12 protein-coding genes are annotated in these 14,424 nt (G+C 64.3%); 3 read left to right on the top strand and 9 right to left on the bottom strand.

Annotated features, from left to right (window positions below):
- Nucleotides 1–216: 216 nt before the first annotated feature.
- The 8 genes from KIP88_RS11825 to ubiE all read right to left on the bottom strand — a co-directional run bounded on the left by KIP88_RS11825 (nucleotide 217) and on the right by ubiE (nucleotide 10,094).
- Entirely contained in the window at nucleotides 217–939 is a 723-nt protein-coding gene (locus KIP88_RS11825) for a nucleotidyltransferase family protein (protein ID WP_214488097.1), read from the bottom strand.
- Nucleotides 940–1,079: 140 nt separating this feature from the next.
- On the bottom strand, nucleotides 1,080–1,403 hold the full coding sequence (locus tag KIP88_RS11820) for a PilZ domain-containing protein (protein ID WP_214488096.1): 324 nt from the start codon (nucleotides 1,401–1,403) through the stop codon (nucleotides 1,080–1,082).
- 91 nt (nucleotides 1,404–1,494) lie between these two features.
- Nucleotides 1,495–3,015, bottom strand: a complete 1,521-nt coding sequence (gene tsaE, locus KIP88_RS11815) for a tRNA (adenosine(37)-N6)-threonylcarbamoyltransferase complex ATPase subunit type 1 TsaE (RefSeq protein ID WP_214488095.1) — start codon at nucleotides 3,013–3,015, stop codon at nucleotides 1,495–1,497.
- On the bottom strand, nucleotides 3,012–5,531 hold the full coding sequence (locus tag KIP88_RS11810; protein ID WP_214488094.1) for a PAS domain-containing sensor histidine kinase: 2,520 nt from the start codon (nucleotides 5,529–5,531) through the stop codon (nucleotides 3,012–3,014). Before KIP88_RS11810 ends, tsaE begins: the two co-directional genes overlap by 4 nt.
- Nucleotides 5,532–5,809: 278 nt before the next feature.
- Nucleotides 5,810–6,268 (bottom strand): dUTP diphosphatase, encoded by a 459-nt coding sequence (gene dut, locus KIP88_RS11805; RefSeq protein WP_214488093.1) that lies wholly within the window; start codon nucleotides 6,266–6,268, stop codon nucleotides 5,810–5,812.
- Nucleotides 6,265–7,704 (bottom strand): bifunctional phosphopantothenoylcysteine decarboxylase/phosphopantothenate--cysteine ligase CoaBC, encoded by a 1,440-nt coding sequence (gene coaBC, locus KIP88_RS11800; protein WP_214488092.1) that lies wholly within the window; start codon nucleotides 7,702–7,704, stop codon nucleotides 6,265–6,267. Before coaBC ends, dut begins: the two co-directional genes overlap by 4 nt.
- 57 nt (nucleotides 7,705–7,761) lie before the next feature.
- Entirely contained in the window at nucleotides 7,762–9,336 is a 1,575-nt protein-coding gene (ubiB, locus tag KIP88_RS11795) for a 2-polyprenylphenol 6-hydroxylase (protein ID WP_214488091.1), read from the bottom strand.
- Nucleotides 9,333–10,094 carry a bifunctional demethylmenaquinone methyltransferase/2-methoxy-6-polyprenyl-1,4-benzoquinol methylase UbiE gene (ubiE, locus tag KIP88_RS11790; RefSeq protein ID WP_214488090.1) on the bottom strand — a complete coding sequence of 254 codons (762 nt, stop codon included), beginning with the start codon at nucleotides 10,092–10,094 and terminating at the stop codon, nucleotides 9,333–9,335. The genes ubiB and ubiE overlap by 4 nt, the downstream gene beginning before the upstream one ends.
- Before the next feature lie 79 nt (nucleotides 10,095–10,173).
- Here ubiE and mutM point away from each other — a divergent pair, with 79 nt between their 5' ends.
- Both mutM and KIP88_RS11780 read left to right on the top strand, forming a co-directional pair.
- Nucleotides 10,174–11,055, top strand: a complete 882-nt coding sequence (mutM, locus tag KIP88_RS11785) for a bifunctional DNA-formamidopyrimidine glycosylase/DNA-(apurinic or apyrimidinic site) lyase (RefSeq protein ID WP_214488089.1) — start codon at nucleotides 10,174–10,176, stop codon at nucleotides 11,053–11,055.
- On the top strand, nucleotides 11,043–11,609 hold the full coding sequence (locus tag KIP88_RS11780; RefSeq protein ID WP_214488088.1) for a GNAT family N-acetyltransferase: 567 nt from the start codon (nucleotides 11,043–11,045) through the stop codon (nucleotides 11,607–11,609). Before mutM ends, KIP88_RS11780 begins: the two co-directional genes overlap by 13 nt.
- Before the next feature lie 84 nt (nucleotides 11,610–11,693).
- Here KIP88_RS11780 and KIP88_RS11775 read toward each other — a convergent pair whose 3' ends face one another.
- Nucleotides 11,694–12,464, bottom strand: coding sequence for a ParA family protein (locus KIP88_RS11775; RefSeq protein ID WP_214488087.1), 771 nt, complete (start codon nucleotides 12,462–12,464; stop codon nucleotides 11,694–11,696).
- Nucleotides 12,465–12,714: 250 nt separating this feature from the next.
- On the opposite strand from KIP88_RS11775, the gene ggt reads away from it, so the two are divergent.
- On the top strand, nucleotides 12,715–14,394 hold the full coding sequence (gene ggt, locus KIP88_RS11770; RefSeq protein WP_214488086.1) for a gamma-glutamyltransferase: 1,680 nt from the start codon (nucleotides 12,715–12,717) through the stop codon (nucleotides 14,392–14,394).
- Nucleotides 14,395–14,424 lie beyond the last annotated feature (30 nt).

Genomic DNA, 14,424 nt, shown 5'->3' with positions numbered 1-14,424 from the left:
ATTCGAGGTCAGGGGCAATATAGGGAGGGAAGAGGGGAAGGTCATGCGGGTGAGGTGAGGATGTCCACCTCTCCGTCGTCCCGGCCAAGCGAAGCGCGAGCCGGGACCCATACCGCGTTGCGCCCTCGCTCAAGGCGAGGTGGCTGACGTCCGTCTAAACAATGAATGCCGGTGGTTATGGGTCCCTGCGTTCGCAGGGACGACGATAGAGCGGGATTACGCCACGCTTTCCAGAAACGCTTCTTCCGCGGCTTGCACCGCGTCGGGGGTTCCGACGTGCATCCAGACGCCGTCGAGCCGAAGGCCGAACAGCCGTTCCTGCTCGTTGGCGCGGTCGAACATTTTGGTCAGCGAAAACTCGCCGGCGGGCGCATCGGCGAACAGCGACGGTGACATGATCGCCGCACCCGCATAAACGAACGGCACGACCTGATGTTCGCGCCGCTTGCGCAACGCGCCGTCCGGCAGCATGGCGTAGTCGCCGCGGCCGGCATAGCCGATGCTGCTCGTGGTCGGTGCCATCAGCAGCAGGATGTCCATCCGGTCAGGATCGAAGGTTTCGGCCAGCCGCTCCAGATTGGGCCGCACGCCGTCGATCCACATCGTGTCGGCGTTGACGTGGAAGAACGGCTCCTTGCCGAGCAGGGGCAGCGCCTTCACGACCGCGCCGCCGGTGCCGAGCACCTCGTCGCGTTCGTCGGAGATGATGATGCGGGGGCGGGTGCGGCTCGCGCTGTGCTGGATGATCTGGTCGGGCAGGTAATGCACATTGACCACGGCCTCGGCGACGCTGGCACCGGCGAGCTTGTCCAGCACGTGATCGAGCAATGGCTGGCCGGCCACGCGCACCAGCGGCTTCGGCATATGGTCGGTCAATGGGCGCATGCGCAGACCGAGACCGGCGGCAAGGACCATGGCTTTGGTGGGCGTAACGGACATTCTTGGAATTGCTCTTGGAATTTCTCGAACCATTAAATCGCGCCGCAGATCATACCACGGCGATTCGCTTGAACCAGCAACTAGGAGGCCTTAGTGGCCGCACATGACGGCCGTACGACGGCGGCCGGCGCGGCCAAATCTCAGACTTCGGCGTCCTCGGCCCCGCGCTTGGCCGCCTTCTTCTTCTTGTCGCCCTGCTTCAGGAAATTAACGCCGATCTGATCGCCATTGACCCAGGCCAGCTCGCAGCGCCGATAGGCCAGCCCCGTGGACGACAGCAGCAGGAAGAATTCCTTCAAGTGCAGGCCCTCGACCGAACCTTCGACCGTCAGCTTGGCGCCGGTCTCGGAGACGTCTTCCATCACGCAGTCGCGCCGCCAGGTGCCGTCGATGCCCATCATGTGCGCCGCAAAGCCGCGCTCGAATACGACCCGATCTCCCTTGCGCCGTTCCGCCCCCGCCATGGCCGTCGTCCCATCTCAAAAACTGGCTGGGCCACGCCGGCTCGGCATGGCCTGTTCCAGATTAAGTGTGGGGTGGCTAACAGGAGGTAAATCAGGACAGCGGCGGCGGCACGTTGGCGGCATACCATTCGCGAAACGCCGCCAGCGCCGGGTGCGCCAGCGAGCGGTTCAGGTAGGTCCAGATCCGGGGGTGGTGGCGCAGATATTGCGGCTTGCCGTCGCGCCGGTTGAGCCGGGCGAAGGTGCCGAGCAGGCGGGTATTCCGCTGCGCCGACATGATGGCGTAAAGCTCGGCAAAGCTGGCCGGATCGAATTGACTGTCCGCAGCGCGGCGCGCCTTGATGTAGCGGGTCAAGAGCGTCAATTCGAGTTGTTCGGGAACGTCGAGCCGCGCGTCCTGCAGCAGCGACACCAGATCGTAGGCCGCGGGGCCAAGCACCGCATCCTGGAAGTCGATGATCCCGACGCGCAAGATCCCCGTGCGCTCGCCGAGCCAGATGATATTGGGCGAATGAAAGTCCCGCATCACCCAGGTTCGCGGCGCGGCCGCCGGCTTTTCCAACAGCGTTCGCCACATCGTGACGAACTCCTCGCGCTGCTGCTGGCTGACTTCGGCGCCACGATCCGGCAGATACCATTCAAGCATCAGGCCGATCTCCACCAGCCAGGCATCGATATCGTAGACCGGAATTTGGTATGAGCCCTGCGGCTCCAGCGGCGCCGTGTCGGGCAGGGCTTTGCGATGCAACTCCGCCAGCATGTCGGTCGCCGCCTCGTAGCACTCGATGATCGGCCGCGGCGGTTCGCCTTCGATGACGCCGGCGCTGCCGAAATCCTCGGTGATCAGGAAACCGGAATCGAGATCTGCATGACGGATCGCGGGTGCCGAGAAGCCGTGCGCGCGCAGGCCATTGTCGATGGCGACGAACGGCCTGACATCCTCGGCGAGATGAACCGCTGCGCTGTAGGATTTTCCCTCGTAGACCGCCGGGCCATCCGGACGGCGCGGCGAATTCATCAGGATCGACGTGCCGTCGTCGCGGATCAGCCGCGCATAGGAGCGCGTCGAGGCGTCGCCCGGCATGCGCTCGCGCGCGGCATCCAGGAAGCCGGCATCTGCGAGAAATTTGCGCAAGCCCTCCAATCGCGCCACCTGCGCCGCCGCCTTGCCATGGCCGGTGATTTCGGCGGCACGCGCGGTGGATCCGAGCGCCGGGCGATGGCTGAAGGCGATGGCGATGCGATCTTCGGGCAGCGCATCGGGTGCGCGTTCCGGCCATTCGATCAGCGCCAGCGTGCCCTCCGGCAGCGGCGACAGTCCGATTTCCTCCAGCTCGCTCGAATCATTGATCCGGTAGAGATCGGCGTGAAGAAGCGGAAACGGCAAATCGTAGCTCTGCGCCAGCGTGAACGTCGGGCTTGGCACTTCCAGCGCGGAATCGTTGGCGAGATAGCGGATCATGGCGCGCGCCGCCGCGGTCTTGCCCGCGCCGAGATCGCCCGAGAGCGTGATGACGTCGCCCGGACCGACCAGCAGCGCGAGGTCGGCCATCAGATGCGCCGTCGCCGTCTCGTTCGCCAGCGCTGCCGTAAATGTCGCTGGCGCGGTCATTCGGCGGCGTTGCGATGCGCGTTCTGGTCGATCGGAAAGTCGCAGGTGACCGTGGTGCCCTTGCCGACCACCGAGTCGACGCGCACCTTGCCGCCGTGCAATTCGACGAACGAGCGCACCAGCGACAGGCCGAGGCCGGCGCCGCGGTGACGCGAGCCGTGCGAGTGGCTCTCGAACCAGTCGAATACCTTGTCCTTCACGTCGGCCGGAATGCCGGGGCCGGAATCGCTGACGGTGAAGATCACGCGATGCTCGTTCCGCCGCGCGCTGATCGTGACCGCGGCATCGTGCGGCGAGAATCCGACGGCGTTGGCGAGCAAATTATAGAGCACCTGCACCACGCGCCGCTCGTCGCCGGTGAAGTTGCCGATGTCAGAATCGATATCGACCTTGAGTTCGATGCGGTCGGTCGCCAGCCGGTCCTGAATGCCCTCGGCGGCGGCCTGGATGGCTTTTTCAATGTTGACCGGGCCGAGCTCGAGCTTCATGGCGCCGGCATCGATGGTGGCGAGATCGAGGATGTTGTTGGTCAGTGCAAGCAGCGCGTTGGTCGATTTGGTGACGTAGTCGAGATACTCGGCCTGCTTCGGCGTCAGCGGGCCGGTCGAGGGGTCGCTGAGGAAATGCGCAAAGCCGATGATGGTGGTGAGCGGCGCGCGCAGTTCGTAGGAGACGTGGTGGACGAAATCCACCTTCATCTGGTCGGCGGCCTCGAGCGCCTCGTTGCGCTCGCGCAGCGCCCGCTCGACATTTTCGGTGTCGCTGATGTCCTGGAAGGTCAGCATGGTCGCGCCGTCCGGCAGCGGCATGGTCATGCAATCAAGCACGCTGCCGTCCTTGCGCTCGAGCTTCAGCGATACCTGCACCCGGTTATCGATCGCGGTGATCGCCTCGCGCAGCGCCCGCCAGGTCAGCGCGTCGTCGAACAGCGGCTTGCACCAGGCTTCGACGGTCTCGATGTGGGGTTGCTCCTTCAGCGCTTCCGCCGACAGTTTCCACATTTTCTCGAAAGCGGGATTGAACAGTTCCACGCGGCCATTGCTGCCGAACACCGCGACGGCTTCGGCCAGATTGTCGAGCGTCTCATGCTGAACCCGGGTCAGGCGGTCGAACCGCCGTGCGAGATCGAGGCTCTCGGTGACATTGTCGAACAGATAGGTGACGCCGCCTTCGAGATTAGGCGTAGTGACGACGCTGAGAGCGCGGCCGTCGGGCAGGAACCAGGTGTAGTTCTCCGGCTCGACGGTGCTGTAGGCTTTGTGCAGCTTGGCCTTCCAGGCCCGGAAATCCGGTTGCTCCGGCAGTTTGCGCGCCGCGCGTAGGCGATCGAGCACGCTTGAATCGTCGGGATTGGAATCGAGGAAGGCCTGATCGAGCCCCCACAGCCGCCGGTAGGATTCGTTGTAGAAGGCAAGCCGCCGCTGGCCGTCGAACACGGCAACCCCCGACGACAACTGGTCGAGGGTGCGCCGATGGGCTTCCGCCATCCGCTCCATCGCGTCGCGCAACGCGGTCGCCTCGCTGGCATCGATGGCGATGCCGGCGCTGCCGCCGCCGAGCTTGAGCGTCTGAACATCATAGATGCGCCGCTCGCCGCCGACCACGATCGGCAGCCGCGCGCTGAAGGTGGAATTGTCGTTCAGCACCCGGCCCATCTCGGCGCGCTGGTCGTTCTCCAGCAGTTCGAGGTTGCGATGGATCGTTTCCGCGAGGCTTTTGCCTTCAGTAGCCCGCACATAGGCCGCGTTCGCGTAACGCAGATTGCCCTCTGCGCTCTTGGCCCAGATCGGCCAAGGCGCCGCGGCGGCGAAATCACGCAGCAGCTCGGTCTCCTCCAGAAGCGTCCTGTAGCGGAGATTGGACTCGGCGAGGTCCCGGCGCAACCCGCCAAGTTCGCGAATCCGCACAATGGCTTGCCCGCCAATGGCCCGGCCCATCGCTTCGATGGCGCGGCCGTTCGAGGTAGCGAGATTGAGCAGAAAACCTTCGCCGGCCTCGCGCAACGCGTCGACCGCATGGTCCATCTGCAGCGCCGGTTCCGGCGGCAGCCAGGTTCCAAAGGCGAGGATGCGCTGCGGCGAATTCGACAGCGCGTCTTGCGAGATGAGGAGCGAGGTGTCGCCGCTGATCTGGGGCCGGTTGTCACCCGCCGCCCAGGCGATCAGGATCTGGGGCTCGGCGAACAGGAGCGCGCGCAGCCGGTCGGCCTGCACCTGCAGGTCGGCGATGTCGGAGCGCAGGTTGAGTTCCGTTCGGGTGGCCTTAATGCGCGTGCGCATCAGCAGGATCGCAGCCACCACGGTAAAGCCGAGCAGCGACAGCGCCGTCGTCAGCGCCGCGAATTCCTGGTGATTGAGATCGAGCAAGGCCGAAATAGCCTGTGTGATGGTCAAGTCAGCGGCCAACGCGGGTTCCGGTGAGATGGAGAGGGCGGTGGCGAGCGCAATCAGGCCGTGGCGCGCCAGTGAGGTGCACGACAGCAGGGTTCGACGCATCGCCGCGACTACGCCCGACATTATTTGCCCCAAAAACGCACGACTGCAGGCCCGGAACTACCCCAGCGCATAAATCCGCCAAAGTGTGAACGGTTTGGCGTTGAGATTATGCGCCAACTAATAGGATTGAGCGCGCCCGGACGCAAAACCGGACCCCACTTTGCTTGGTCGCGCTCCGCACGAATCGGGTCGAGAGTATCCCCTTCGGGACTCGACCGGTAAGAGTCCAGACCGTGAACGCAAATATGGCTGTGAAGAATTCCGCGGGTTACCGCTGGGAGGCGGATTTACTCAACGATTCAGCGTCCAGTCGAGCCGAAACCGCCACTGCCGCGATCGGTTGCTGAAAGCGACACCACCGGAACCAGTTGCGCCTGCACGACCGGCGCGATCACCATCTGCGCGATGCGCTCGCCGCGCCGGATCGGGAACGGCGTATCGCCATGATTGATCAAGAGGACGTTGACCTCGCCGCGGTAATCCGCATCCACCGTGCCCGGCGAATTCAAGACGGTAACGCCATGCTTGGCGGCAAGGCCGGAACGTGGCCGCACCTGCGCCTCATAGCCTGACGGCAGTGCGATCGTCAGCCCGGTTGGCACCATCACATATCTTCCAGGGGGCAGGATCAGCGGCGTGTCCGCGGGAACTGCGGCCAGCAGGTCGAGTCCGGCAGCGTCTGCGCTCTGATAGGCCGGCAGCGCGAGACCTTCGCCATGCGGCAGTTGGCGGATTTCGACTTTTACGGTCGCGCTCACGAATTCTTCTCCACGGTTTTCGCAATCTTCGCCACCAGTTCGGTCGCGACCTGCTCTTTGGTCATCACTGGCCAGGAATCTACCTTGATGTCGTCGACGCCGATATCCGTGCCGTCGCGCGTCAGCAGATGAACGGTGTTGCGGTCGCCGCCCATCACCCCCAGTGCGGGCGAAACGTCATTGGCGACGATCCAGTCGCAGCCCTTGCGCGCGATCTTGGCCTTGGCGTTGTCGATGAGATGCTCGGTCTCGGCGGCAAATCCGATCACCAGCGGCGGGCGCCTGTCTTTCAGCTTCGAGATCGTCGCGAGAATGTCGGGGTTTTCCACCAGTTGCAGCGGCGGCATGCCGGCAGCGGTCTTCTTCAGCTTCTGCTCGCCTTCATTGGCGACGCGCCAATCGGCCACGGCGGCTGCGAAGATCGCGATATCGGCCGGCAAGGCAGCCTCCACCCGATGCAGCATGTCGCGTGCCGACTCCACCCGGATGACGGTGACGCCTGGGGGATCGCGCAATTCGACCGGGCCGGAAACCAGCGTGACATCGGCGGCCGCGGCCTGCGCGGCGGCGGCGATGGCAAAACCCTGCTTGCCGGAGGAGCGGTTGGCGATATAGCGCACGGGGTCGATCGCCTCATGCGTCGGTCCCGCCGTGATCAGCACGCGCTTGCCCGCGAGCGGACGCGGTCGCGGCGGGCGGAGAATGTCGACAACGGCGGCTGCGATTTCGATCGCCTCCGACATCCGCCCGATGCCGGCCTCGTTGGCTTCAGCCATTTCGCCGGCGCTGGGGCCGATCATGTGGATGCCGTCGCGCCGAAGCTGCATCACGTTGCGGCGGGTGGCGGCGTTGTTCCACATCAGGGGGTTCATCGCAGGCGCCAGCAGGATCGGGCGGTCTGCCGCCAGCAGGATCGCGCTGGCGAGATCGTCGGCGTGGCCCTGCGCCATCTTCGCCATCAGATCGGCGGTCGCCGGCGCCACCACAATCAGATCGCATTCGCGGGCGAGGCGGATGTGACCGGCGTCGAATTCGCTGCCGGGGTCGAACAGATCGGTATAGACGCGCTCATGCGACAGCGCGCTGGCGGACAGCGGCGTGACGAATTGCTGCGCGGCCTTGGTCAGCACACAGCGGACGTCAATGTGCCGCTCCTTCAGCCGCCGGATCAGTTCCATCGATTTGAAGGCGGCGATACCACCACCGATGATCAGGGTAACGCTGGCCTGGCCAGCGGCGTTTGCACGTTCGGCAACAGGCCGTTCAGCCGGAGCGGACGGCGAGGTCAACGAAGCTGTTGGCGCCGGGCTACCCTCGCAATATTCGCGCAGGATGACGCGAACCTCCTCCTCGACTGAACGGCCGTTCTGGGCCGAGCGGAGCCGCAGGTAGGACTTGATGGCGTCGTCGAGTTTTCGGATGGTCAGGCTGGCCATGGACGGCCTCCAGCAAGGACTGCTGTCAATGATAGCAAATCCATGCTGTCATTGCAATCATAGCTGCCGGATGGCGACCAGAATTCCAATAAAGGTCGCCGCGATGATCCAGAGCGCCACCGTCCGCCAGCGGCTCTTGCGGCCTTCGGCGCGGCCCAAGGCGGCAATCGACTCCGGCGACAGCGTCACGCCCTCCCGGGTCATCTTCTCCATGTTCTCGATCACCGCAACCGCCCGCGAGGCGATTGCCGGCAGGCTCGTCGCCACGCGGCCGAGTTCGCCCGCGCCGGTCATCGCGCCCTGAACCCGGCCCAAGGGACCGAGATTGCGCTCGATCCATTCGCGCACCACGGGATCGGCGACCTTCCAGATATCGAGCTTGGGATCGAAGCCGCGCGCCACGCCTTCGACCACCACCATGGTCTTTTGCAGCAGGATCAGTTCGGGCCGCGTCTGCATGTCGAACAGGCCGGTGACCTCAAGGAGAAGCGTCAACAGCTTCGCCATCGAGATTTCTTCGGCGGTGCGATTATGGATCGGCTCGCCGATGGCGCGGATGGCTTGCGCGAAATTCTCCACCGAGTGATGGCCCGGCACGTAGCCGGCCTCGAAATGAACTTCCGCCACGCGGCGGTAGTCGCGCGTGATGAAGCCCAGCAGAATCTCGGCAAGGAAACGCCGTTCCTTCAGGCCGAGCCGGCCCATGATGCCGAAATCGACGGCGACCAGCCGGCCGGCATCGTCGAGAAACAGATTGCCGGGATGCATATCGGCATGGAAGAAGCCGTCGCGCAGCGCGTGGCGCAAAAAACTCTGGATCACCTTGCGCCCGAGATCGGGCAGGTCGACATGCGACGCTGCGAGGCGCGCATGGTCGTTCAGCGCGATGCCGTCGATCCACTCCATCGTCAGCACGTTGTGGGTGGTGCGGTCCCAGTCGACGGTCGGCACGCGGAAATCCGGATCGTCGCTTGTGTTCTCCGCCATCTCGGACAACGCGGCCGCCTCCAGCCGCAGGTCCATCTCCATCGCGACCGAGCGCGACATCGTGTTGATGACCTCGATCAGCCGCAGCCGCCGCGCTTCGGCCGAATGCGCTTCGGCATTGTGCGCGACAAAGAAGAAATCAGAGAGATCGCGGCGGAAACGTGAGGCGACGTTGGGCCGGAGCACTTTCACCGCGACCTGTTGGCGTACGCCGTCGCGCTCGATCTCGGCGCGATGCACCTGCGCGATGGAAGCGGCGGCGACCGGCGGCCCGAGGCTGACAAAGGCTTTTGCCAGAGGGCGTTCCAGCGACAGGGCGATGACGACCTCCGCCTCGGCTTGCGAAAATGGCGGCAGCCGGTCCTGCAGGGCCTCCAGATCGCGCGCCATTGCGACGCCGACGACGTCGGGTCGCGTCGCCAGAAACTGGCCGAGCTTGAGGTAAGCGGGGCCGAGCCGCGTCAGCGCGCGCGACAAACGCGGGCCGGATTTGGCGCCGGGCCGTTCGATCAGCCGCGCCAGCCGCAGTGCGAGCTGCCCAGGTGGCGGCACCAGACTCGGATCGACAACACCGAACACGCCCTCGCGTGCGAACACGTAAGCGGCGCGGACCAGCCGCGCGATGTGGGTCGCCGCAGAAATCACAAACGCCAGCCCGAATGCAACGCCACGATGCCGCCGGAGAGGCTCTCCCACTTCACCCGCGAAAAGCCGGCGTCGCGGATCATCTCGGCAAATACATTGGGCCGGGGGAATTTCCGGATCGATTCAACAAGATACCGATAGGATTCCGCATCGCCCGTGACCGCGCGGCCGAGCGGCGGAATCACCTTGAACGAGAAGAAGTCGTAGAGCTTGTCCAGTCCGGGCACGTCGACGGCGGAGAACTCCAGGCACAAAAATCGGCTGCCGGGCCGCAGGACGCGATAGGCTTCTCGCAGCGCGGCATCGATCCGCGGCACGTTACGGATGCCGAATGCAATGGTGTAGGCGTCGAAGGAGCGGTCCGGAAACGTCAAGGCCTCGGCATTACCCTCGACAAAGGAAACCTGCTGGTCGAGATGATGCGCCAGCGCGCGATTGTGGCCGACTTCGAGCATATCGGTATTGATGTCGCAGACGGTGGCATGAAAGCCCGCGCCCGCCGCCTTGGCCGCGCGGAAGGCGATATCGCCGGTGCCGCCGGCGACGTCGAGCAGCGCAAACGGCGCATCGCCCTTCGGCGGGTTCAGCGCATTGATCATGATGTCTTTCCAGACCCGGTGCAGGCCCCCCGACATCAGGTCGTTCATCAGGTCGTAGCGGGACGCCACGCTGTGAAATACGTCGTTCACCAGCGTCTGCTTGTCGCCCAGGGGCACGTCCCTGAAGCCAAAATGGGTGGTTTGGTCCGGCCGATCCATCAGATTTACTCCATTACCGGACCATAGCGCGCCCGCCGCAATGGCGCTATCACGTCACCTCCATAAGGTGAATGCCTGCATGCCTGAATTGCCTGAAGTTGAGACCGTCCGCCGCGGCCTGCAGCCCGCCATGGAGGGGTCGAAAATCCTCAAAGCGGAAGCCCGCCGCAAGGATTTGCGGTTTCCCTTTCAAAAAGATTTTATCGCCCGGCTGGAGGGTCAGACCGTGACAGGTCTCGGCCGCCGCGCCAAATACCTGATGGCCGATCTCGGCTCCGGCGACGTGCTTTTGATGCATCTGGGCATGTCCGGCTCGTTCCGGGTGCTCGATGGGGGCCACAACGACAGGCCCGGCCAATTCCACCATCCGCGCAGCGAGGACCGCGCGCACGATCATGTCGTGTTTCACATGTCATCGGGCGCGGCGATCGTGTTCAACGATCCGCGCCGCTTCGGTTACATGAAGATCATCGCCCGCAACGCGCTGGAGGACGAGCCGCTGTTAAAAGGCCTCGGCCCGGAGCCACTCGGCAACGAATTCGGTGCCGCGATGCTGGCGCATTCATGCTTCAACAAGAAGACCAGCTTGAAGGCCGCGCTGCTCGACCAGCGCGTGGTCGCAGGGCTCGGCAATATCTATGTCTGCGAAGCGCTATTCCGGTCGCATCTGTCGCCGCGCCGATTGGCGGCGACACTGGCGACAAAAAAGGGCGAGCCGACCGATCACGCCGGGCGGCTCGTGGATGCGATTCACTCGGTGCTCAATCAGGCGATCAAGGCCGGCGGCTCCTCGATCAGCGATCATCGGCTGACCTCGGGCGAGCTTGGCTACTTCCAACATTCCTTTCAGGTTTATGACCGCGAAGGCGAGAAGTGCCAGACCGCCCGTTGCAGTGGAATCGTGCGGCGCTTCGTCCAGAACGGCCGCTCGACCTTTTGGTGCCCGAAATGCCAGAAATAACCAAAACGCCGACGCTGCAGACGGAGCGACTGATCTTGCGGCCGCTCGCGCTGTCGGATGCGCCGGCGATCCAGCGCCATTTCAACAACTGGAACATCATCCAGCATCTCGCGTCGGTTGTTCCCTGGCCATATCCGGAGGACGGGGCGGAGACTTTCATTACGAGGGAGCTGGAGAAGGTCGCCGCGGGAGAGGAGATCTATAACTGGATGCTGGTGCTGCGCGGCGGTGACGGCGAGGCGATCGGGAATATTCGCTTTCGCCCCGGGTCGGACGATGCGAACGGCAACCGCGGCTTCTGGCTCGCGGAGCGCTACTGGAATCAGGGCCTGATGAGCGAAGCCGTCTCGGCGGTGAACGATTTTGCCTTCCGCACGCTCGGGATCGAGAGCTTCTACGCCTGCAATGCGGCTACCAACGTGGCGTCACGCCGGGTCAAGCAAAAGACCGGCGCCGAACTTGTCGGCTACATTGAGCTTGCCCATCACAGTGGTCAGACGCTTGCCGAAAAATGGCGCGTGACGCGGGAGAACTGGCTGCGGCGAAATCCGTAGCGAAGCGAAGCAATCCAGCCGGGGCTGGTAGGCTGAATTGCTTCCGCCTTCGCCTCGCGCATTTACCTTGCGCGAAGCGTGATATCAGACGCGAGCCGGGGTTCTCAGGAAGCGTGCGCTGTCGGCGTCGAAAGACGGGAGCGCAGCCCATTTAGGAATAACTGCGGGTATTTCCACGAACTCCTCGATAACAGGTTCGTCAGTAGCCGCGGCCACATTGCCCAGCCGCGTTTCGACCCACTGCCAGAGGGCGCGTATTTCCTCCGCGGACTTGCCTCCCGGTGCATGTTCGCAGACCGCAAGGCCAGCGCTCAGCGCGTCCTGGTAGTCGTTGCGCATCACGATAAAGGGTTGGGCCACGATCTCGGCGGCATCGAGCGCCGCCTCGGCGCCTAGCGCGTGTTCGGCGCCGGCAAGGCGCGCCGCGGCCCGGATCGGCGTCTGGTTCAGGACGTAGGCGAACGGCTTGTGCCAGGCCCGGATCACGCGCAGCGTCGCGGCGGTCGCCTCGATGTCGGCAATGCTCGGCCGCGTCGGAATCAGGCAGAGGTCGGAATAGCGAATGGCCGAATTGGTCGCGGCGGTTTCGCCGCCCGCGGTATCCACGATCGTCACTGTAACGCCGCCCTGCGCTAGCGATTGCAGGCGATCTTCGACTTCCCGCGCGGCGTAGATCGGCTCGACGATCGGCGAGGCATAGGGACGGCGGCGCTTCCAGTTCGAAACGGTGCCTTGGGGGTCGGTCTCGATCAGGCGGACATTGTGGCCGGCCCGGATGGCGGCAAGTGCAAGGCTGATGGAAAGCGTGCTTTTTCCCGACCCGCCCTTCTGGGTGGTCAATACGATCGTCTGCATTTCACGTCCTTTGGATGGCTTTCAGCGGTCTTGGGGGTACGCTTTACAAGACAGCCCGCATTCTGCGGCGGCGAGCCGTAGCTCGCCCAGACGTACCCAGCCCGATCCAAAGGAGGAGATCGCGGATGTCCGAATCACTCACCTTGCAATGATGCAGGAATGTGGAATTCTGGCTATCCCGGGTGAACACGGCCGCGTTCGAATCTCGTCGGCTGATGCCTGAAAACGACAGCAAGAAGCGGGATAGCACATGACGGGTCATTGGCGGGATCGTGCAACCACCGGTTTTACCTGTCAAAAACAACCGGCGACCGGCAGCCGCGGCATGGTGGTCAGCAATCATCCGCTGGCGTCGAGCGCGGGCGCCGAAATGCTGGCGGCCGGCGGCAACGCCATCGATGCCGCGATCGCGACGCTGTTCGCGCTGACGGTGGTCGAGCCGATGATGGTCGGCATCATCGGCGGCGGCATGGCCCATATCCGGCTGGCCGACGGCAGCCATCGCTTCATCGACGGCCAGAGCACGGTGCCCTTGGCGGTCCGGCCCGATACCTACACCTCGAAGCCCGGCTCGGCGCATGATGTGTTCGATACAACAGGCGATGAAAACCTGAACGGCCCGAAAGCGGTGGCGGTGCCGGGCTCGCTGAAGGCCTGGTGCGAGACGCTTGAAAGATTCGGCACCATGTCGCTCGCCGACGTCATGCAGCCTGCGATCAAATATGCCTCGCGCGGTTATGCCGCGACGCCCTATCTGCACGAATGTATTTCCGACAGCGCCCCGGAGATGCTGAAGGACAAGGCGATCTCGGCGATCTTTCTGCCCAAGGGGACGCCGCTGAAAGCCGGCGAGCGCGTGCTGCAGTCGGAATATGCGGAGACGCTGCGCTACATTTCGCAGCATGGCGAAGCGGCATTATATCACGGGCGGCTCGGCGACATTCTCGTCGATTACATGGAAAAGAACGGCGGTTTCATCGCCCGCGAGGATCTGGCGACCTACAGGACCGTCGAGCGCCAGCCGGTCCGCGCCGATTATCGTGGCTGGGAAATCCTGGGGCCGCCGCCGCCCGCGGCCTCCGGCGTGCACATCGCGCAAATGCTCAACATTCTCGAAGGCTACGATATCGCAAAACTCGGCTTCGGCTCCGCCGCCACGATCCATTACCTCGCCGAGGTGCTCAAGATCGCTTTCGCCGACCGCGCCGCCGCTAGCGGCGATCCTGACTTCATTAACGTGCCGGTCGAGCGCCTGATCTCGAAGGCCTATGCCGACGAACGTCGCCGCGCGATCGAACCTAACCGCGCGCAGGCATGGGGCGCCGGCATCGCGCAACTCGAAAGCGCTGATACCACCCACATGACGGCGGCGGATGGGTTCGGCAACGTGGTCGCGACCACGCAGACCATCAACAACCTGTTCGGCGCCAAAATCCTGATTCCCGGCCTTGGCGCCATCCCGAACAATTACATGAACCTCTACGATCCGCGTCCCGGCCGCGCGCTATCGCTGGCGCCGGGCAAGCGCGTCACCACCTCGATGTCGCCGATGATGGCGCTGCGCGACGGCAAGCTCGTCTATGCGCTCGGCCTGCCCGGGGGAAAGCGGATCTTTCCGAGTGCGATGCAAGCGCTGATCAACCTGATCGACCACGGCATGAGCCTGCAGGAGGCGGTCGAAGCGCCGCGGGTGTGGACTGAAGGCAACGCGCTCGAAGTCGAACAGGCGGTGCCCGACGCTGTTCGCGCGGAGCTTGTATCGATGGGTCACAAGGTGCTGGCCGTGCCGACGGTTGCCGGCGGCATGAACGCCATCCAGTTTCACGAGGATGGAACGATGTCGGGCGCGGCCTGCTGGCGCGCGGACGGCACGCCGATCGGCATCGCGGGTGGACTGGCGCGTGCCGGTGTGAGATTCGGGCTTGCGTGATCGCCTCATGCGCGCGCGTGGTGCTTCGCG

The sequence above is a fragment of the Bradyrhizobium sp. SRL28 genome, assembly GCF_018596315.1.
Taxonomy (GTDB): domain Bacteria; phylum Pseudomonadota; class Alphaproteobacteria; order Rhizobiales; family Xanthobacteraceae; genus Bradyrhizobium.
This window is presented reverse-complemented; position numbering and strand designations above follow the sequence as displayed.

Excerpts from the sequence above, each read along its gene's own strand:
- KIP88_RS11780 (WP_214488088.1), top strand. The coding sequence starts at position 11,043 with ATGCCAGAAATAACCAAAACGCCGACGCTGCAGACGGAGCGACTGATC.
- ggt (WP_214488086.1), top strand. The coding sequence starts at position 12,715 with ATGACGGGTCATTGGCGGGATCGTGCAACCACCGGTTTTACCTGTCAA.
- tsaE (WP_214488095.1), bottom strand. The coding sequence starts at position 3,015 with ATGACCGCGCCAGCGACATTTACGGCAGCGCTGGCGAACGAGACGGCG.
- KIP88_RS11825 (WP_214488097.1), bottom strand. The coding sequence starts at position 939 with ATGTCCGTTACGCCCACCAAAGCCATGGTCCTTGCCGCCGGTCTCGGT.
- coaBC (WP_214488092.1), bottom strand. The coding sequence starts at position 7,704 with ATGGCCAGCCTGACCATCCGAAAACTCGACGACGCCATCAAGTCCTAC.
- KIP88_RS11820 (WP_214488096.1), bottom strand. The coding sequence starts at position 1,403 with ATGGCGGGGGCGGAACGGCGCAAGGGAGATCGGGTCGTATTCGAGCGC.
- mutM (WP_214488089.1), top strand. The coding sequence starts at position 10,174 with ATGCCTGAATTGCCTGAAGTTGAGACCGTCCGCCGCGGCCTGCAGCCC.
- ubiE (WP_214488090.1), bottom strand. The coding sequence starts at position 10,094 with ATGGATCGGCCGGACCAAACCACCCATTTTGGCTTCAGGGACGTGCCC.
- KIP88_RS11810 (WP_214488094.1), bottom strand. The coding sequence starts at position 5,531 with ATGTCGGGCGTAGTCGCGGCGATGCGTCGAACCCTGCTGTCGTGCACC.
- KIP88_RS11775 (WP_214488087.1), bottom strand. The coding sequence starts at position 12,464 with ATGCAGACGATCGTATTGACCACCCAGAAGGGCGGGTCGGGAAAAAGC.